This is a genomic window from Cupriavidus sp. Met-2 (genome assembly GCF_049843575.1).
GTDB classification, from domain to species: Bacteria; Pseudomonadota; Gammaproteobacteria; order Burkholderiales; family Burkholderiaceae; genus Cupriavidus; species Cupriavidus metallidurans.
This window is the reverse complement of the sequence record NZ_JBBHZL010000002.1, coordinates 507,115-527,037: the sequence shown is the minus strand read 5'-3', so window position 1 is coordinate 527,037 and position 19,923 is coordinate 507,115. Positions and strand designations below refer to the sequence as shown.

The window sequence follows — 19,923 nt, the reverse complement described above, 5'->3', positions numbered from 1 at the left end:
TCTTACCCCAGCACGTTGGCGTAGACATGCTGCGCCAGGCGTTTGGCATCGGTGGACTTCTTGAGCACACCAATGCGGCGGAAGTCGTCGGCGTAGAACGCGATCTCCTCCTGCAGATCCACACCGGTCGGGTGGTGCGTGTAGGTGAGCGTGGCGTAGAGCTTGCGCAGATCGTCCGGGCTGATCTTGGGCGAGTACTTGGCGAACACCTTTGCCGCCTCGTTGGGGTTCTCGTTGACGTAGTCCGTCGCCTGCACGATCGAACGCGCCAGCGCGGCCGCTGTCGGGCGATCGTTGCGAACCAGCTCGCCCCGCGCCCCCACCACGCAGCAGACCTTCCGTGCGTATTCGCCCGTCAGGTTGGTGGCCAGTTCCACGTACGCGCCGTTGGTGCGCTTCTCCAGCAGGTAGAGGTTCGGGTCGCCATCGGCGATTGCCTGGATCTCGCCCTTGTCGACGGCCACACCGAGCAGGTCGGCCGGGTACTGCCGCCAGGTGATGTCGCGGTCGGGGTCGATGCCGTTCTTGGCCAGCAGGATCGTGAAGAAATGCTTGCCCGGTGCGGCCAGGTCGCTGACGCCGACGGTCTTGCCCTTGAGTGCCTGAAGGTTCGTGACGCCGGCCGCCTTCGCGCCAACCAGCCGCACGCAGCCGCCGTGCGAGCTGCCGATGATCTTCACGTCGAAGCCGGCTTCGAGCGGCTTGAGCCAGCGATGAATCATGCCCACGGCGGCATCGGCCTTGCCGGTGGCGATCGACTCGAGCAACTGGTCCGTGGACCCGCTGTAGTTGATCAGATCCACCTGCAAGCCGTTCTTTTCGAAGAAGCCTTTCTCCTGCGCCACGACGATAGGCGTCAGGCAGAAGGAATTCTGGTTCCACGCGAAGGTGAGCTTGCGCGGGGCCGACCAAGCCTGTCGGCCCAGGATCAGCGCGGGCGCGGCGATAGCCGTGGTGCCGGCCAGGCGTAGCAGGCTGCGGCGACGATTGTCAGGGCGGGACGACTTTTGGGACGGCTGCTGGCTCATGGTTTTTTCTCCCCGTTTTCAGTTGTTCAGGCCGGTTCAGGCTGCCTTGCGCTGGCGCTCGGCATCGCGTTGCGCAACGAGCGCGCGCACGCGCGGAATCAGTTCGCGACCGTAGTCGACGGCATCGTCAAGCGGATCGAAGCCGCGGAGCAGGAACGTGCTGACGCCGAGGTCGTAGTAGGCCAGCAACGCCTCGGCCACCTGTTCCGGCGTGCCAACCAGACCGGTCGAATTCGAACGGCCGCCGGTTTCGCGCGCGATGGCGGTCCATAGACGTTGATCAACGCGGTCGCCCTTGTCGGCGGCGGCGAGCAGGCGACGCGCGCCCTCGCTCTGTTGTGGGCCGCCACGGCTGTAGCCGGCCTGCACGCGCAACGCGCGGGTGCGTTCCAGGATGCTGTCGGCGCGCGCCCACGCCTTTTCCTCGGTGTCCGCCAGCACGGGCCGGAACGACACCGAGAAACGCACCTCGCGGGCATGCCTGGCGGCCTCGGCACGCACGCGCGTGGTCAGCTCGCGTACCTGGTCGAGGGATTCGCCCCACAGCGCGTAGACGTCGGCATGTTTGCCGGCCACGGCGAGCGCTGCTTCGGAAGCACCGCCGAAGTAGATCGGCACATGCGGCTGCTGGGCGGGTTTGACTTCGGAGAAGCCGCGCTGGAAGCGGTAGAACGTGCCCTCGTGATCGAAGGGCTGGTGCTCTGTCCAGATGCGGCGCAGGATGCCAAGGTACTCGTCGGTACGGGCATAGCGCTGGTCGTGATCGAGATAGTCGCCGTCGCGCCGCTGTTCGTCGTCTGACCCGCCCGAGATGAAATGCACCCCAAGCCGGCCGCCGCTGAACTGGTCGAGCGTGGCGATCTGCCGGGCGGCCAGCGTCGGCGCGGTGAAGCCGGGGCGATGCGCCAGCATGAAATGGATGCGCTCGGTCACGGTGGCCGCGTAGGAGATCGTCAGCGTGGCCGATGGCCCGGTCGAGTGGTGAGGTACCAGGATGCGGTCGAACCCGGCCTGCTCATGGGCCTGCGCGAATGCACGCACGTAGTCGCGATCGATCACGGGCCCGTCAGGAGGGTGAATCTCGGACTGCTTCTGGCTCTGGATCATGCCGATGATGTCGACGCTCATGGGTGACGCTCCTGGTTCGTGAAACGGTTCGAGCCGCCACCGTAAGCCAGCGCGCGCCGCGCGAGAACGAATAAAAACGCGACTCCATATGCGTTGGGAACCGATGCTCGATATGCGAATTGCGTCGTTATCGCCAGCCCGCTTCGGGCGGTACGCTATGCAGCGATTCGTTCACGTCTTCCGAAGGATTCCCGATGTCTTCGTCCCCCTTGCGCCGGCTGCCAACCAGTGAAGCGCGGCTGGCCAAAGTCCTTGCCGAACTCACGCCGCGCCTTGCCGCCACTGCTGCCGATCACGACTCGCGCGGTACATTTCCCCATGACAACTTCGCGCTGCTGCACCAGTACGGCCTGATCTCACAGGCGGTACCCGTCGCTTCGGGAGGCGGTGGCGCCGGGCTGGCGGAGGCGCGCCGCATCATCGCCGCCGTGGCCGGTGGAGACGCCGCGACGGCGCTGGTGTTGACGATGACCTACCTGCAGCACCGCGCGATCGGCCGGGACGAGGCACGCTGGCCGGAGGCGGTGCGCGAGCAGGTGTTCCGCTCGGCCGTGGAAGAGGGGGCGCTGATCAACTCATTGCGCGTAGAGCCGGAACTGGGCTCGCCGGCACGGGGTGGTCTGCCCGGCACCGTGGCCACGCGCGTGGGCGATCGCTGGCGGCTGCGGGGGCACAAGCTCTACAGCACCGGCATCCCCGCGCTGCGCTGGCTGGCGGTCTGGGCGCGCACGCACGAACCGGAGCCGCGGATCGGGGTGTTCCTTGTGCCGAAGCCCGAAGCCGACACGCCGGGTATCCGTGTGATCGAAAGCTGGAACCACATGGGACTGCGGGCATCGGGCAGCCATGAGACCTTGCTGGAGGACGTGTGGATCCCGATCGAGCATGCGGTGGATATCCGTCCGCCATCGGCCTGGGCCCCGGCGGGCGCGAGCCAGGCCGATATCGACGGCAATATCGACCAGCAGGCGTGGATGGTGGTGCTGCTCGGCAGCCTCTATGACGCCGTGGCGCGTGCCGCGTACGACTGGATTCGGGATTTCGTGCGCGAACGCGCACCTGGCAGTCTTGGCAAGCCGCTGGCAACCCTGCCGCGTGTGCAGGAGACCATCGGCGAGATTGCCGCGCTGCTGCGCGCCAACGAAGTGCTGCTGGACGATGCGGCGGGGCGTACCGACGCCGGCACGCCGCCGTCGGCCGAAGATAGCGGGCTGCTCAAGTTCACGGTGACCGGGAATGCCATCCGCGCAGTGGATCTGGCGCTGCAACTCTCGGGTAATCACGGCTTGAGCCGCAACAACCCGCTGGAGCGGCATTATCGCGATGTGCTCTGCAGCCGCATCCACACCCCCCAGAACGATTCGATCCTGACTGCCGCCGGCCGCGCGGCGCTGGCCGACTGATCCCCGCAACGGAACGTCGCCGTCGTGCTATGTTTGCGGCAAACGTTAGCGGCCGCGACGCCTTGCCCAGGCACGACGGCCGAATGATCCAGGAGACATGGCATGTCCACATCGCCAACCCCTGCGCAGGCGCTCAAGCCCCTGCGCGATTTCATTACCGCCTTTACGGCGCTGCTCGACCAGCATCCCGACGAAGCCCGCATTCTCGACGAGGGCGGCAGTCTGCTGGCCAAACTCGTGGCTAGAGACGATTGGTTGCCCGATGCCTACGCGCAGCCGCATCCCGAGTACTACCAGCAGATGCTGCTGCACTGCGACTCCGCCGAACGCTTTTCGATTGTCAGCTTTGTGTGGGGGCCGGGCCAGCGCACGCCCATCCACGATCACACCGTATGGGGGCTGATCGGCATGTTGCGCGGGTCCGAATACGCGCAGCCGTTCGAGATCGATGCAGAGGGCACGCCGCAGCCACAAGGCGAGGCAACGCGGCTGGAGCCCGGTGACGTGGAGGCGGTGTCGCCGACGGTCGGCGACATCCATCGCGTGCACAATGCCTACGACGACCGCGTATCGATCAGCATCCATGTGTACGGGGCCAATATCGGCGCGGTACGCCGGCATGTCTTTCCGGAGACCGGCGGCAGCAAGGCATTCATCTCCGGCTATTCCAATTCCACCTTGCCCAATCCATGGGATCGTTCGAAGGACCCCATCGCGTCATGACTGAAGTTCAATCGTTTCCGACAACAACCAGCCTGGCCGTGCGCCAGGCATTGCTGGACCGCACCGAGATCGCCTTGATCGACGTGCGCGAGGAAGACCCCTATGCGCAGCAGCATCCGTTGTGGGCGGCCAACTTTCCGCTGTCGAAGCTCGAGCTCGAAGCCTGGGCGCGCATCCCGCGCCGCGACACGCGCATCGTCGTGTACGGCGAGCACGATGGCGAGGATCTGGCCCCAGGCGCGGCGGCCAGACTGCGGGAACTTGGCTACACCGACGTCTCGTTGCTGGATGGTGGTCTGACCGCATGGATCGCTGCAGGCGGCGAGGTCTTTCGCGACGTGAACGTGCCGAGCAAGTCGTTCGGTGAACTGGTGGAGGCGAAGCGGCACACACCGTCGCTGGGTGCGCCCGAGGTGCAGGCGCTGATCGACGGCAAGGCCGATGTGGTGATCGTCGACGCGCGTCGCTTCGACGAATATCAGACCATGAGTATCCCCACGGCCACGAGCCTGCCCGGTGCCGAACTGGTGCTGCGGATTCGCGAGCTGGCCCCGAACCCGGCGACGCAAGTGATCGTCAATTGCGCGGGCCGCACGCGGAGCATCATTGGCACGCAATCGCTGGTCAACGCCGGGATTCCGAACCCGGTGGCGGCGCTGCGCAATGGCACGATCGGCTGGAAGCTGGCCGGCCAGGAACTGGACCATGGCGCGAGCCGTGTGGCGCCGGTGCAGGTTGATGCCGCCAACCACGGCAAGGCGCGCGAGGGCGCCGGTGCCATTGCGGCGCGGGCTGGGGTCCGCCGTATCGGACTTGGTGAATTGGCGTCCCTGCATGTGCCGGACCGCACGGTCTACCAGTTCGACGTCCGCACGCCCGAGGAATACGCGGCCAGCCATCTGCCGGGATTCCGCAGCGCGCCCGGTGGACAACTGGTGCAGGAGACCGACCATCAGGCGCCGGTACGTGGCGCGCGCATCGTGCTGGCCGATGACGATGGCGTACGCGCGAACATGAGCGCGTCGTGGCTGGCGCAGATGGGGTGGGAGGTCTATGTCGTCGATCCCGTTGGCGAAGATAAGCGTAGCGAACGTGGATTGGCGGCCGCGAACGTTCCGCCATCGCCCGAGGTAGTGACCGTTTCGCCGGTCGCGCTGGCTGCATGGTTGAAGGAGGGCGACGTCGCCTTGATCGACGTGACCGCCAGCGCCAACTACGTCAAGCGCCATATTCCCGGCGCATGGTTTGCCATCCGTGCCCAGTTGGCACAGGCGATCAAGGCGATTCGGCCAGCGAAGCGCTATGTACTCACCTGTGGATCGAGCCTGCTGGCGAGGTTTGCCGCGGTTGATCTGCGGGCGCTGACCTCGGCCGAGGTCTTCGTGCTCGAAGGCGGCACGGCGGCCTGGGTGGAGGCCGGTTTGCCAGTAGAGCAAGGGGAAACTCGTCTCGCCGTACCGCGCACGGACCGGTATCGCCGGCCCTATGAAGGCACCGACAACGCGGCGGCGGCCATGCAGGCGTATCTCGACTGGGAGTTTGGCCTGATCGCCCAACTCGATCGGGATCGCACGCACTTCTTCGAGGTGGTCTGACACGGGTAACGCCGAACGCACGTGCCGAGCGGAGGGGCGGCCCTGGTTTCCTATACTTGCGGGAACCAGGGCCGCTTTCTTTATGAGACGTACGTTGCGAGACGCGGCCTTCACGCTTCGGATTGCGGCCCTGGACCGAACCATGTGCCAGGAGGGTGACCGCCGTGCCGAAGATCCGAGAATCACTGATCCACGATCTGCATCCAACCCAGCTGACAGTGGGCATGATCGAAGTGCAGGATAAGAAGACGCACCTGGCCTCGTTGAAGCCCAAGGATCAGCAGGCGTTCATGGAGGCACATCCGATTCCGGCCGTCGAAGGCCCCGGAGGCACGCTCTACATCACCGATCACCATCACCTTGTCCGGGCGGCGCTGGAGGCAGGCCTCACGTCCGGCTTCTTTATGGTAGAGGCCGATCTCTCCACCAGCGCGCCAGGCGATTTCTGGGGGGAGATGGACAAGAACCAGTGGGTGCATCCGCTGGACGAGAACGGGGTGCGCCACTGCTACACCCTGATCCCGTCCCATCTGGAAAAACTGATCGACGATCCGTACCGGTCGCTGGCCGGCTACGTGCGCGATGCCGGTGGGTATCAGAAGACGCCTACAGCCTTCGCCGAGTTCGTCTGGGCCGATTTCTTTCGTCGCCACATCGCCGTTGAGGACCTGAAGGCCGACTTCCAGGCCGCCGTCAAATGCGCGAAGGTGCTGGCCGCCAGCAAATGGGCGTCGGGCCTGCCGGGGTTCCAGGCGAAGTAGCCTGCGACTTGCGCTTGTCGCTGCTGTTTGGTATTTGTCGGGCGTCCAGGCGTTGCATTCCGTTTCGGGATGACGCGGACATCGACAACAAGGAAGAAAAAGCATGTCAGGCCCGCACGTTGAAGCTTCCGAGCGCGAAGCGCTCTACCGCATCATGGCGTTGCGGCGCGATTGCCGTCATTTCACGCCCGGGCCGTTGCTTGCCGATGACCAGTTGGAACGGCTGCTGGATGCGGCGCACCAGGCGCCCTCGGTGGGCCTGATGCAGCCGTGGCGCTTCATGCGCCTGAGCACGCCAGCCTGGCGCGAACACCTGATTCCATTCGTGGAAGCCGAGCGACAGGCCACGGCACAGGCCCTGGGGGAACGGGCCGCGGAATTCCTGCGGATCAAGGTGGAGGGTATTCGCGATTGCGCTGAACTGCTGGCCGTGGTGCTGGCGCCGGATGACGGTACCGTCTTCGGACGGCGCAGCATGCCGCGTGAGATGGCGTGGGCGTCCGCCGCGTGCGCCGTGCAGAATCTCTGGCTGGCGGCTCGCGCCGAAAACCTGGGGCTAGGCTGGGTCTCGATGTTCGACCCCGAAGCGCTGGCACGCGAACTTCAGCTTCCCGAAGGCGCCACGCCGTTTGGGCTGCTGTGCCTGGGGCCCGTGCCGGCATTCTATGAAAAGCCGATGCTCGAGCAGATTGGCTGGCGGCAGCGCCGCCCGCTGCAGGAGATGTTGTGGGCGTCCCCGGACCTGCCGCCTGCCTCTGGTGGCGGGGAACAGGCCGGAGGCGACTGACAGCGGGAAGCGACCGCTTGCGGCATGGCGTGGCTACCGCAAAGGCTCCCGACCGTGAGAACGTCGCGGACATCGGTATTGTTGACGCTCCGTCTGGCCGGGTTGCCTTTTTCCCCGATACCTTCAACCCGCCGAGCGCGGCCGGGGCACGACCATTGAGTCGCAGGGCAGGCAGTCGAGCAGTTTTGCGGCAGTGCTGCCCAGCAACGCGCCAGTCAGGGCATCGCGACCCTGCGCGCCCATCACCACCAGGTCGACATCGTGCTGGCGGACGTGCTGGGTCAGGTGCAATTCCAACCCACCACGCACAATCAGCGGTGTGACGCGCGTTCCAGCGGGCAAGGCGGTGGCAGCGATGAATGCGTCGTACTGCGCTCGCTCCTGCGCTTGCGCGGAGGCAGGCTGCGGTTGCGTGTCGGTCAGCCCCGCGAAAGGCGGCAGGTAGGCATGAAAAGCCGTTAGTTCGCATCCCGGGAAAAGCTGCGCCGCCGTCAGCAGCGCATTACGAGAGGCTTCGGAGAAGTCGGTGGCCACAACGATCCGGCGGTAGGGCGCGTGCGGGCGATTACGCACTATCAGCAACGGCTGCGCGAGCGTGCGCGCCAGGCGCTCGACACTAGAGCCGAGCAGGAACCGGCCAAGCAACTCATACCGCGCAACGCCGGCGACCACCAGACCGACGCCGGAAACGGTTGCCATGTTGCGGATCGTCTCCGAGATATCCCGGGACTTCATGATTCGCACCTCGGCACGTACGGGTAGTCCGGCCAGGTCACGATCGATCTGTCGGCGGGCGATGTGCAGGGCATCGCCGTCACCGCCGGTATCGGCAGCCCAGGCCAGTGCCTGGTCCGGGTGCGCGGCGGGGTCGAGCACATGGGCCACGATCAGTTCGGCCTTCCATTCTTGGGCCAGTCCCGCTGCACGGTCCAGGGCGCGATCGCAGCGTGGGCTCAGGTCGGTGGCCAGCATCAGGCTGGCAGGCGGGGAGGTGGCGGGGAGAGTCGTCATGGGCATCTCGCTAATCGTTCAACGGCAGATTCAATCGGCAGCCAGACGCTTACCAGCCGGTTTGCGTCGGATCAGGATCTTTTCGAGTTCGGCGACGCAGAACACCAGCAGGCCGGCGCCGATCACCTTGCACCATTCCAGCGCGGACAGGTCGGTGGAATCAAACACTGCCTGCATCAGTGGCAGGTGTGTGTAGGCTAGCTGCAGCGGCACGCAGGCGGCAATGGCCAGCAGCACATACGGGTTGCCGAACAGCCCCTCGCGGTTTAGCACGGTCTTCAGGGTATGCCGACTGTTGAGCAAGTAGAACATCTCGGCGGCCACCACGGCGTTGACGGCCATCGTGCGCGCGGTTTCCAGGCTGGTGCCGTCGGATAGTTCCCACAGGAACAGACTGAGCGCCCCCGTCATCATCAGGATGGATACCATCGTTACGCGCCAGACAAAGAAGCCCGACAGCAGCGTTTCTCCAACCGGGCGCGGAGGCTTCGCCATGATGCCGTCCTCGGCGGGCTCGAAGGCCAGCGCCAGCCCCAGCGTGCTGGACGTGACCATATTGATCCAGAGTACCTGGGCAGGGGTGACGGGCAATGGCAGGTCGAACAGGATCGCGGCGATCACGATCAGCGCCTCGCCGCCGTTCGTCGGCAACATGAAAAGGATGAACTTCTTCAGGTTGTCGTAGACCGCGCGGCCCTCGCGCACCGCGTGGGCGATCGACGCGAAGTTGTCGTCGGCGAGCACCACGTCGGAAGCCTCCTTGGCTGCCTCGGTGCCCTTGAGCCCCATCGCGACGCCAACGTCGGCCCGCTTGAGCGCAGGCGCGTCGTTGACGCCGTCTCCGGTCATCGACACGACCTGGCCACCGTCCTGAAGCGCGCGGACCAGGCGCAGCTTGTGCTCCGGACTGGCGCGCGCGAATACGTCCACTTCCATCGCCACCCGGCGCAGTGCGGCATCGTCCATCAGTGCCACCTCGCTGCCGGTCAAGGCGGGCTTGCCCACGCCGATCGCCAGTTGCGCGCCGATCGCGCGTGCCGTCTCGACGTGGTCGCCGGTAATCATCTTGACCCGGATGCCGGCGTGGTGGCACTCGTTGACGGCACGGATGGCTTCCTCGCGCGGAGGATCGATGATGCCGACCAGCGCCAGCATCGTGTAGCCGGTTTCCACATCGGAGAACGCGAGCTTGTCGCCCGCGGGTGCCGCGCGCTTGCAGGCCAGGGCGAGCAGGCGTAGGCCCTGTGCCGCGGTGTCGGTCGCCATGCGGCGCCAGTAGTCCACGTCCAGCGTGCGCTCCCCATCGAGATTCCACTGCCGCGCGCACATGTCGAGGATGCGCTCAGGCGCACCCTTTACCAGGATCCACGGCGCATGATCGGCATCGTGGTGGTAGGTGGCCATGAAGCGGTGCTCGGATTCGAAGGGGATGGAGTCGAGCCGATGCCAGCCGGATTCAGGATTCTGGTGTTCCACGCCCGCCTTGGCGCCAGCCACCAGCAATGCACCTTCGGTGGGGTCGCCCTCGACGTGCCACATGCCGTCGTCATTGCGCATGTTGGCGTCGTTGCAGAGTACGCCGGTGCGCAGGGCCATGGCCAACGGCGCGCAATGCATGGGATCGACGACGTGTCCGTCGATGCTGAAGTCTCCCACCGGCGCATAACCGACGCCCCCGACATCGAATACATGGCCCGCGCAGACCATGCGCTGCACGGTCATCTCGTTGCGCGTCAGCGTGCCGGTCTTGTCGGAGCAGATTACCGTCACCGATCCCAGCGTCTCCACCGCCGGCAGGCGCCGCACGATGGCATGGCGCCGGGCCATGCGCTGCACGCCGAGCGCAAGCGTGACGGTCATGATCGCCGGCAGCCCTTCGGGGATGGCGGAGGCCGCCAGCGCTACGGCCATCATGAACATGTCGGCTGCGGAGTGGCCACGCCAGAGAATGCCAGCCACGAACACCACGGCGGAGAGCAACAGGATGGCTACCGCCAGACCGCGTCCAAAACGATCGATCTGCCGTACCAGTGGCGTCGACAGGCTTTCGATGCTGCTGAGCAGCTCGTTGATCCTGCCCAGTTCCGTGGCGCTACCTGTCGCGACCACGATACCGGTCGCCTGTCCGTAGACCACCAGCGTGCCGGAGTACGCCATGTCGAAGCGATCGCCCAGCGGCGCGTCTTCCGCCACGGGCGCGGCATTCTTTTCCACCGGCAACGATTCGCCGGTGAGCGCGGCTTCCTCGACCCGCAGTTCTTTGACCGAGGTCAGGCGCAGATCGGCGGGCACCCGGTCCCCCGAAGCCAGCGCGACCACATCGCCCGGCACCAAATCCGCAGCGGCGATTTCGTGCCGCTGGCCATCGCGAATCACGAATGCAAGCGGGGCGAGCATGGCGCGGATGGCATCGATGGCGGCTTCGGCCTTGCCTTCCTGGATGAAACCGATGACGGCATTGATCACGACCGCCACGAGCAGCACGGCCGCATCGACCCAGTGACCGAGAATCGCCGAGACGATCGACGAGCCGAGAATGATATAGAGGAGGATGTTGTGGAACTGCAGCAGCAGCCGCATCAGCGGGCCGCGGCGCTTGGGTGGTGCGAGACGGTTGGGACCGTACTCGTCCAGTCGACGGGAGGCTTCGGCTGCGCTCAGACCGGCTGCGCTGGTCTGCAAGGTCTGCCCGACCTGTGTGTCGGTGAGCGTGTGCCAGATGGGTGGTGATTGGTTTTCGATGTCGTGGCTGGCAGGAGGACCAGTCATGTGGAGTCGGGGCCTTTTTCTGCAACCGGGCGGGCCGGTCTCGCGTTTCGATCGGAGGCGCGCATCGCCTGGTCAAGCCGCAGGCATCTTCTTGGGAGCCTGCGACACGGCGGCGGCCTGATGGAGAAAGGGCGTATCAGATACTAGCTTGCTTCGATCACGCCCCGATGACAACACTTTGGAGTGCCAATGCATCCCTGTGGGAATGCATTGCGCATCTCTATTTCAACATCGCTTGGCACTTGAGGGAGATGATCTGCGTCAAAGTGGTCAAAGCTCTTCTTCGCGAATTGGGTCAGGGCAGAGTCACCCTCAACGGCGCATTCGGAGCCGTCAATCCACCAGGGCGGTGCGATATCTGCAGGCTTGGCGCCCGCCCGCGAGCCTCATCCGGGATGAGCAAGCCGCACCGTCGCAAGGTATGGGCTTGCCGAGGCCGCAAGAATCGCCAGCCATGATTGGCTTGCCGAGAGGGTGGGTAGGGCGTTGCCGATGAGCATTCGATGGGCGCGCCCATTATCGTGATCGGTGAAGGATGACGAATACCTTCGGCCATCGACAGACAACAAAAAACCCGGAAAGCTCGTCAGCGATCCGGGTTCACGGCAACGTTAGGCGTTGCAAGCCACAAATTTTGGTGGGTGGTACAGGGATTGAACCTGTGACCCCTGCCGTGTGAAGGCAGTGCTCTACCGCTGAGCTAACCACCCATGCTGCTTCGTCATCGTTGCTGCTGATGTCGTGCAGTGGAGAAACGAGATTATGCCGATGGGCCGGTATCTTGTAAAGCCCTTTTTCGAATTTTCTTCGAAATCCCTCGGGAGGCGCCAGGCCCTACTGAGTGGCGGCTTCGGCAGGGGAGGCTTCTTGCCAGACCGTCTTGCCGCCACTTGCCTTGTCGAGTTCCTTGAGCACGCCCATGTGCGCCGAGATTTCTTCCTCGGAGGCCAATAGCACGGGCAGCGTCATGGCGGACAGGTCGGCGGTGCTACGCGTCTCGCCGTCCGTGGCGGCGCCGTCGAGCATGTCGATGACCAGTGAGTTCTGGCCGCGCGTCATCGCCAGGTAGACCTCGGCGAGCAGTTCGGCATCGAGCAGTGCGCCGTGCAGCGTGCGGTGGGAGTTGCTGACGCCAAGTCGGTCGCACAGCGCATCCAGCGAGTTGCGCTTGCCCGGGAACATCTGGCGGGCTTCACGCAGCGTGTCGATCACGTTGCTGGCGTGCTGGCGGAACGGCGGCAGGTCCAGGCGCTGGAACTCCATGTCCAGGAAGCCAAGGTCGAAGGGCGCGTTGTGGATGATCAGTTCGGCGTCTTGCACGAAGTCGCGGACGTCGTTGACGATCTCGGCGAACTTGGGCTTGTCGGCCAGGAAATCGAGCGTGATCCCGTGCACGGCGATGGCATCCTCATGGATGTCGCGCTCTGGATTGACGTAGAAGTGGAGGTGGCGGCCTGTCAGGCGGCGATTCACCAGTTCCACACAGCCGATTTCGATCAGGCGGTCGCCTGTTGCGTGATTGAGGCCGGTGGTTTCGGTATCGAGAACGATTTGTCGCATGGGCGGGATTGTAAACGACGGGTCAGGTATTGATCGACGCCACCCCGCGATTGGCCAGCGCATCCGCGCGTTCGTTGCCGGGGTGCCCGTTGTGACCGCGCACCCAGTGCCACGTGATCCGGTGAGGTTTCTGGGCTTCGTCCAGTGCCTGCCAGAGGTCGGCGTTCTTGACCGGCTTCTTGTCCGCCGTCTTCCAGCCGCGTGCCTTCCAGCCGTGAATCCACTCGCTGATGCCTTTCTGCACGTATTGCGAGTCCGTATAGATATTGACGATGCATGGGCGCTTGAGCGCGCGCAGCGCCTCGATGACCGCCATCAGCTCCATGCGGTTGTTGGTGGTGGGGCTTTCGCCGCCGAACAGTTCTTTCTCGTGGCCGCCGGCGACGAGCACGGCGCCCCAGCCGCCGGGGCCGGGGTTGCCCTTGCAGGCTCCGTCGGAGTAAATCGTGACTTCTTGCATGTATATAAGGTGATGGTCCTAGCTGTCCTGGCCAGGGGTCTTGCCGTGCGTGCCCGTGGGCGTGGCAACTGGGGCCGCTACTGGCTTCAGCGCCGACTTGGGTGTTTTCCAGGCGGGGCCGACCAGGCGGATATTCTTGACGCGCTTGACCGCCGAGATCATATAGACCGCGCCGAAGATCGGCCACCAGCGGTCGCCTGCCTTCTCCATGAATGCCGCGCGCTGCAGCCAGCGCTCCGTGCGATAGGGCGGGCAGTAGCAGCCGAAGCGGCCCCGGATGATCTCGAACCCGAGCAGCTTGAGCCAGTCCTTGATCCGCACGAACCCGATGGTCTGGGCGTCACTTGGCAGGAAGGGCATGGCGCCAAGGCGGTTCAGGCCCTGCCGCGCCCCCCACAGGCTCATCGGGTTGAAGCATGTCACCACCACGCGCCCTTCGGGCATCAGCACGCGCGAGACTTCGCGCAGCACTTCGTGCGGGTCTTCCGAGAATTCGAGGACGTGCGGTAGCGTGACGAGGTCGATGCTCTGCGTATCAAAAGGCAGTTCGTCGAACCGGCATAGCAGTTGCCGAGCATCGGGATGGGTCTCCCTTGGCCCGTGCGGGCCCGCGCGGCCGTCAAGCGCTAGCGCCGAGAACGGCATCCGGTTCTCGCGCAACGTGTCGATGGCGGGCAGGCCGAACTGCACCGCGTGATAGCCAAAAATGTCCGCTACCGTCCGGTCGTACTGCTGGCCTTCCCACTCGAGCACATACTGCCCGGGTGGCGAGGCTAGCCATTCTTCCCAATCTATAATCGGTCGGTTGGACATAGAGGAGCACGCATGTTGAAAGTGGAGCCGATCCCCGCCTTTCAGGACAACTATATCTGGGCAATCCACGACGGGCATAGCGCGGCCGTGGTGGACCCAGGCGAGGCCGCACCGGTCGAGCAGTTTCTGGCGCAACGCGGGCTGGCACTGGGCGCTATTGTAATCACCCATCACCATGGGGATCACCAAGGTGGTGTATCAGACCTCCTCGCGCGTCATCCGAGTGGGCCGGACGGCGAGCCGCTGCCGGTGATCGGCCCGCAGGGCGAGCGAATCGGCCACCGCACGCAGGCCGTGCGCGAAGGCGACACGGTCACGCTGCGTCATCCGGCAGTGACGTTCCGGGTACTGGATGTTCCGGGTCACACCGCAGGCCATGTGGCCTATGTCGGCGACCTGCCTTGCGCCGGCCCCGTGGTGTTCTGTGGCGACACGCTGTTCGCCAGCGGCTGCGGGCGCCTGTTCGAAGGCACGCCGGCCCAGATGCTGGCATCCCTGGACAAGCTCGCGGCACTGCCCGGCGACACGCGCGTCTACTGCGCCCACGAGTACACGCGCAGCAACGTCCGCTTTGCCCAGGCCGTCGAGCCGGCCAACCCGGATCTGGCGGCGTGGGCGGCGCGGGTGGATATCCTGCGCGAGGCCGGCACGCCTACCGTGCCAACGACCGTGGCGCACGAGCGCGCGGTCAATCCGTTCTTGCGGTCCCGCGAGTCCACGGTCCGCCAGGCTGTGCGGGCACAGGGCGGAGACGTGAGCGATGACGCGGCGGCGTTTGGTGCGCTGCGCGGCTGGAAGGACGGCTTTCGTTAACGCGGATGGGACAATCCGGTTGCGGGCTGGGCGAGGACAATTGACTCAAATTGCATCATGGGGAAAATCTCATTGACGCGAGGGGGGCTTTTCCATAGCATCAGGCCAACTTTTTGGCGTCACTTTCAGAGAACTTAATGCGATTTGGTCGATTTCTGGCGGTAGTTGCGTGTGCCACGCTGCTTGCAGCCTGCGCCAGCACACCCACACCGCCCGCCGGCGAATTGTCCGGCACGCCGACCGCCCTGGAATCCGGTCCGAAGAAGGACCCGCTCAATACCCTCAACAGCACCGGCCGCGCCGGCACGTTATCCCGTTCCACCGTCGTGAATGTCGACCAGTCCAGCGTGGACTGGCTGCGCGGGCCGTCCAGCGATATCTGGGACCGCATCCGCAAGGGTTTCGCGATGCCTGACCTGGAAGGCACGCTGGTCGATGATCGCACGCAGTGGTACGCGGCCCGCCCTGACTATATGGAACGGATGGTGGGGCGGTCGAGCCGCTACCTCTACCACATCGTCGAGGAGCTCGAACGGCGCAAGATGCCGACCGAGCTGGCCCTGCTGCCGTTCGTGGAGAGCGCATTCAATCCCCAGGCGGAATCCACGGCCAAGGCGGCCGGCATGTGGCAGTTCATCCCGAGCACGGGCAAGACGTACAACCTCAAGCAGAACATGTTCCGCGACGAGCGGCGCGACGTGCTGGCATCGACCGACGCGGCCCTCGACTATCTGCAGCGGCTCTACGACATGTTCGGCGACTGGCAATTGGCGCTGGCCGCCTACAACTGGGGCGAAGGCGCCGTGTCGCGAGCCATCGCGCGTAATCAGGCCCGGGGGCTGCCCACGGACTACGCCAGCCTGACCATGCCGACCGAGACGCGCTATTACGTGCCGAAGCTCCAGGCGGTGAAGAACATCATCGCCAACCCGGCCGCGTACGGCGTCAGGCTGCCTGAGATCCCCGATCATCCGTACTTCGTGACGGTCACGACCTCGCGGGATATCGATGTGGCGCTGGCGGCCAAGCTGGCCAACATGCCGCTGGACGAGTTCAAGGCGCTCAATCCGTCGTTCAACCGGCCAGTGATCCTGGGTGCGGCCAATCCGCAGATCCTGCTGCCGTTCGAGAACGCCGAGCGCTTCCAGTACAACCTCAATACCTATCGTGGCGGGTTGTCGAGCTGGACGGCGGTGACCGTGGATAGCCGTGAACGTGTGGAGTCGCTGGCCGCGCGGCTCAACGTGGATGTGGACACGCTGCGCGAGATCAACCGGATTCCCAAGGGGATGCGCCTGAAAGCCGGTTCGACCGTCATGATTCCGCGTACCGAGCGCCACGACCAGGACATCAGCGCATCGCTGGTCGATACGGCCATGCTGGCCGTGGAGCCAGACGTGCCTGACGCCAAGCGCGTCGTGGTGCGGGCGGGGCGCAAGGATACGGTGTCCACGGTGGCGCGTCGCTATGGCGTGTCGGTCAAGCAGGTGCAGTCGTGGAACAAGCTCTCCGGCAGCAAGCTTGTTGCCGGCCAGAGTCTGGTGCTGATGCTGCGTCCGAACTCCGCCGCCGCCATGCGGGCGGAGCGCGCCGGGGACGAAGACGACACGCCAGCCAAGGCCGCGCCGCGTGGCAAGTCGGGTGGCAAGACACAGGCCGTGGCAAAGTCGGAGAAATCCGATAAGGTCGAGAAGTCGTCGCGATCGGCCAAGGCCGAACCCCGCAAGCGGGTGGTGGTGGAGGCCTCGCCGCACAGTTCCACGAGCAAGTCGTCGGGCAAGTCCGCCACGCGCGAAAGCAAGTCGTCGCCGACGCCAGCGACCAAATCCAAGTCGAGCCGCGCGCAGTAGCATCTGCGCGCGGCCACCTCCTGACGCCGCGAAATTCTGGCAACCCGGTTCCACGCTAGACGCTGGGCCGGGGACGCGCCGTGCCTCCGTCATGCAAATTGATGGGCATCAAGAACGTAGTCGGCGAAGGGTGGCAAAAGGGCAGTCTGCTCCACCACTGGAACTGCCCGATGTCCTTCCCCAAAACCGTCTGTTGCCTGCCGATTCTCTTGGCGTGCCTTGGCGCGTCATGCGAGCGCGCGCAGGACGATGACGAACCCGATTACCCTCTGCCCAAGCTCGTGGCGCATCGCGGTGGCACGGCGGATCGCCCGGAAAACACGCTTGTGGCGATCGAGTCGGCATTGCGCCAACGTGCCGACATGATCTGGCTGTCGGTGCAAACGAGCCTCGATGGCGTGCCGGTACTGTACCGTCCGAGCGACCTGTCCTCGCTGACCAATGGATCGGGCAAGGTGGCCGATTTCAGCGCCGCCACGCTGGCGACGCTTAATGCCGGATGGTCCTTCGCCGAAACGGGATCGGATGGCGTGAAGCGTTACCCCTATCGCGACAGTCCGGTTGGCATTCCCACGCTGCAGCAGGCATTGCGTGCCATCCCGGCCAACGTGCCGATCATTCTCGACATGAAGTCGATGCCCGCGTCGGCACAGACGGCCGCGGTGGCTGCCGTGCTGGATGCCGAAAGCGCCTGGAGCCGCGTGCTGATCTACTCGACCGAGGCCGATTACCAGAATACGTTCGCAGCCTGGCCACGCGCGCGGCTGGCCGAGGCGCGTGATGTGACCCGGCGTCGACTGGTATCCGCAACGCTTGGCCAGCGCTGCGATGCGCCGTCCGTTTCAGGTGTGTGGGCGGGATTCGAGATGCGACGCAACGTGGACGTGGTTGAGACCTTCACGCTCGGAGAGGGGCATTCGCCGGTCCAGGCGGTGCTCTGGACCAAAGCCTCTGTCCATTGCTACCGGTCGAAAGTCTCGGCCAACCTCGTGGCATTCGGCGTGAATGATCAGGCTGACTATTGCGAGGCAAAGCGTTTGGGGCTGGATGCTGTCATGGTAGATTCTCCAGAAAAGATGGTCGGCATCCGAACGCAAGTGGAAACGAACCCCGCGTCGTGCAACCAGTAGGGCAGTCGGCAGGTTTCCGCCGGTCGAACTGTCCCAGCCACCAACACCGCATTGATCATCCATATAGCGGAGGAGACATACCATGACGGCAAGCCGCGCACTGCACGCGCGCTCCCTTTCCGACCCGGCAGGATTCTGGGCCGAACAAGCCGCACGTATCGATTGGGAGACCCCCTTCGAACGCGTGCTCGACGACAGTCGCCCACCTTTCGCCCGCTGGTTCGTCGGCGGGCGCACCAACATCTGCCATAACGCCATCGACCGGCACTTGGCCGCGCGTGCCGACCAGCGGGCGCTGGTCTATGTCTCGACCGAGATCGATACCGAACGCACCTACACTTACCGCGAGTTGCATGACGAAGTCACGCGCATGGCGGCGACGCTGCAGGGGCTGGGCGTGCAGCGCGGCGACCGGGTGCTGATCTACATGCCGATGATTCCGGAGGCGATGTTCGCGATGCTGGCCTGCATGCGCATCGGCGCCGTGCATTCGGTGGTGTTCGGTGGGTTTGCCTCGGTCAGCCTGGCGGCCCGTATCGACGACGCCAAGCCACGAGTGATCGTGAGCGCCGATGCCGGTTCGCGCGCGGGCAAGGTGGTGCCGTACAAGCCGCTGCTTGATGAGGCGATCCGGCTGGCTGGCCATCATCCCGAAAAGGTGCTGCTGGTGGACCGCAAGCTGGCAGAGATGCCGCTGGTCAGCGGCCGCGACCAGGACTACGCGGCCTGGCGCGACAAGGTGGCCGGACAAGCGGTGCCATGCGTCTGGATGGAATCGAGCGAGCCATCCTACGTGCTCTACACGTCGGGCACCACGGGCAAGCCAAAGGGCGTGCAGCGAGACACCGGTGGCTACGCGGTGGCACTGGCCACGTCGATGGAGAACATCTTCTGTGGCAAGCCGGGCGACACGATGTTCACCGCGTCCGATATCGGATGGGTGGTGGGCCATAGCTACATCGTCTACGGGCCGCTGCTGGCCGGCATGACCACGGTCATGTACGAGGGCACGCCGATTCGTCCTGATGGCGCGATCCTGTGGAAGATCGTCGAGCAGTACGGCGTCAACATCATGTTCAGCGCGCCTACGGCGATCCGTGTACTCAAGAAGCAGGACCCGGCGCTGCTCAAGCGTCACGACCTGTCCAGCCTGCGGCTGTTGTTCCTGGCGGGCGAGCCACTGGACGAACCTACCGCGCGCTGGATTCAGGACGGCATCGGCAAGCCCGTGGTCGACAACTACTGGCAGACCGAATCGGGCTGGCCGATCATCGCGATCCAGCGCGGCGTGGAAGCGCTGCCACCCAAACTGGGATCTCCCGGGGTGCCGGCCTACGGTTACGACCTGCGCATCGTCGATGAGGTCACCGGCGAGGAGTGTCCGCCAAACACCAAGGGCGTGGTGGCGATCGACTATCCGCTGCCACCGGGCTGCATGTCGACGGTCTGGGGCGACGACGACCGCTTCATTCGCACGTACTGGTCGGCGGTGCCGAATCGTCAGTGCTATTCCACATTCGACTGGGGTATCCGCGACGAGGATGGCTACGTCTTCATCCTCGGCCGCACCGACGATGTGATCAACGTGGCAGGCCACCGACTGGGCACCCGAGAGATCGAGGAAAGCCTGTCGTCGCACCCGGGCGTGGCCGAGGTGGCCGTGGTCGGCGTGCAGGATGCGCTGAAGGGCCAGGTCGCCATGGGCTTCTGCATTGCGCGTGACGCCGGGCGCACGGCAACTGAAGCGGACCGTATGGCATTCGAGGGGGAGTTGATGAAGACGGTGGAGCAGCAGCTCGGCGCGGTGGCGCGGCCGGCGCGCGTGTTCTTCGTCAATGCGCTGCCCAAGACACGCTCGGGCAAATTGCTGCGCCGCGCCATTCAGGCGGTGGCGGAAGGCCGTGATCCGGGTGACCTGACCACGATCGAGGACCCGACGGCGCTGGAGCAGGTGAAGGAGTCGCTGGCCTGACGCAGGCATAGAAGGGCAGGGAGCCCGGCACTTGCGGGCTCCCTGAAAAACCCCTTGCCAGATTTCGGCATGCCGCCTAATATTTTAAGCATAAAATATTTAACCCTGATGTAGAGCCGT

At 64.9% G+C, this 19,923-nt stretch carries 16 protein-coding genes and 1 tRNA gene; 9 read left to right on the top strand and 8 right to left on the bottom strand.

All coding sequences use genetic code 11. From position 1 onward, the window contains the following. Positions 1-2: 2 nt before the first annotated feature. Together WD006_RS07620 and WD006_RS07615 are read right to left on the bottom strand one after the other, a co-directional pair. On the bottom strand, positions 3-1,028 hold the full coding sequence (locus tag WD006_RS07620) for an ABC transporter substrate-binding protein (protein ID WP_011516926.1): 1,026 nt from the start codon (positions 1,026-1,028) through the stop codon (positions 3-5). 36 nt (positions 1,029-1,064) lie between these two features. After that, entirely contained in the window at positions 1,065-2,156 is a 1,092-nt protein-coding gene (locus WD006_RS07615; protein WP_011516925.1) for an LLM class flavin-dependent oxidoreductase, read from the bottom strand. A 194-nt stretch (positions 2,157-2,350) separates the two neighbouring features. Here WD006_RS07615 and WD006_RS07610 point away from each other — a divergent pair, with 194 nt between their 5' ends. The 5 genes from WD006_RS07610 (at position 2,351) to bluB (ending at position 7,425) form a co-directional block, all read left to right on the top strand. Then, positions 2,351-3,559: an acyl-CoA dehydrogenase family protein gene (locus tag WD006_RS07610; RefSeq protein WP_029307455.1), complete on the top strand. Its 1,209-nt coding sequence runs from the start codon at positions 2,351-2,353 to the stop codon at positions 3,557-3,559. Between the two features lie 102 nt (positions 3,560-3,661). Continuing rightward, a complete protein-coding gene (locus WD006_RS07605) occupies positions 3,662-4,282 on the top strand; it encodes a cysteine dioxygenase (RefSeq protein ID WP_029307456.1) in 621 nt (206 codons plus the stop codon). Next, positions 4,279-5,877, top strand: coding sequence for a rhodanese-related sulfurtransferase (locus WD006_RS07600; RefSeq protein ID WP_029307457.1), 1,599 nt, complete (start codon positions 4,279-4,281; stop codon positions 5,875-5,877). The genes WD006_RS07605 and WD006_RS07600 overlap by 4 nt, the downstream gene beginning before the upstream one ends. A 164-nt stretch (positions 5,878-6,041) precedes the next feature. Beyond that, positions 6,042-6,638, top strand: coding sequence for a ParB-like protein (locus WD006_RS07595; RefSeq protein ID WP_029307458.1), 597 nt, complete (start codon positions 6,042-6,044; stop codon positions 6,636-6,638). A gap of 103 nt (positions 6,639-6,741) precedes the next feature. Then, positions 6,742-7,425: a 5,6-dimethylbenzimidazole synthase gene (gene bluB, locus WD006_RS07590; protein ID WP_011516920.1), complete on the top strand. Its 684-nt coding sequence runs from the start codon at positions 6,742-6,744 to the stop codon at positions 7,423-7,425. A 123-nt stretch (positions 7,426-7,548) separates the two neighbouring features. On the opposite strand, the gene WD006_RS07585 is transcribed toward bluB, so the two are convergent. The 6 genes from WD006_RS07585 to WD006_RS07560 form a co-directional block, all read right to left on the bottom strand. Next, positions 7,549-8,436 carry a universal stress protein gene (locus WD006_RS07585; protein WP_029307459.1) on the bottom strand — a complete coding sequence of 296 codons (888 nt, stop codon included), beginning with the start codon at positions 8,434-8,436 and terminating at the stop codon, positions 7,549-7,551. Positions 8,437-8,466: 30 nt separating this feature from the next. Then, entirely contained in the window at positions 8,467-11,205 is a 2,739-nt protein-coding gene (locus tag WD006_RS07580) for a cation-transporting P-type ATPase (RefSeq protein ID WP_029307460.1), read from the bottom strand. Between the two features lie 635 nt (positions 11,206-11,840). Beyond that, a tRNA-Val gene (locus tag WD006_RS07575) sits at positions 11,841-11,915 on the bottom strand. A gap of 124 nt (positions 11,916-12,039) precedes the next feature. Further along, entirely contained in the window at positions 12,040-12,765 is a 726-nt protein-coding gene (gene dnaQ / locus WD006_RS07570) for a DNA polymerase III subunit epsilon (protein ID WP_029307461.1), read from the bottom strand. Between the two features lie 22 nt (positions 12,766-12,787). Then, positions 12,788-13,225, bottom strand: a complete 438-nt coding sequence (rnhA, locus tag WD006_RS07565; RefSeq protein WP_029307462.1) for a ribonuclease HI — start codon at positions 13,223-13,225, stop codon at positions 12,788-12,790. A gap of 18 nt (positions 13,226-13,243) precedes the next feature. Next, positions 13,244-14,038: a class I SAM-dependent methyltransferase gene (locus WD006_RS07560; RefSeq protein ID WP_011516914.1), complete on the bottom strand. Its 795-nt coding sequence runs from the start codon at positions 14,036-14,038 to the stop codon at positions 13,244-13,246. A gap of 12 nt (positions 14,039-14,050) precedes the next feature. Here WD006_RS07560 and gloB point away from each other — a divergent pair, with 12 nt between their 5' ends. The 4 genes from gloB (at position 14,051) to WD006_RS07540 (ending at position 19,803) form a co-directional block, all read left to right on the top strand. Next, positions 14,051-14,851: a hydroxyacylglutathione hydrolase gene (gene gloB / locus WD006_RS07555; protein ID WP_029307463.1), complete on the top strand. Its 801-nt coding sequence runs from the start codon at positions 14,051-14,053 to the stop codon at positions 14,849-14,851. Between the two features lie 137 nt (positions 14,852-14,988). After that, complete coding sequence (locus WD006_RS07550) at positions 14,989-16,701, top strand: transglycosylase SLT domain-containing protein (protein ID WP_029307464.1); 1,713 nt, start codon at positions 14,989-14,991, stop codon at positions 16,699-16,701. A 170-nt stretch (positions 16,702-16,871) separates the two neighbouring features. Continuing rightward, positions 16,872-17,831: a glycerophosphodiester phosphodiesterase family protein gene (locus WD006_RS07545; RefSeq protein WP_425648176.1), complete on the top strand. Its 960-nt coding sequence runs from the start codon at positions 16,872-16,874 to the stop codon at positions 17,829-17,831. Positions 17,832-17,913: 82 nt separating this feature from the next. Beyond that, positions 17,914-19,803: a propionate--CoA ligase gene (locus WD006_RS07540; RefSeq protein ID WP_029307466.1), complete on the top strand. Its 1,890-nt coding sequence runs from the start codon at positions 17,914-17,916 to the stop codon at positions 19,801-19,803. The last annotated feature ends 120 nt before the right edge of the window (positions 19,804-19,923 follow it).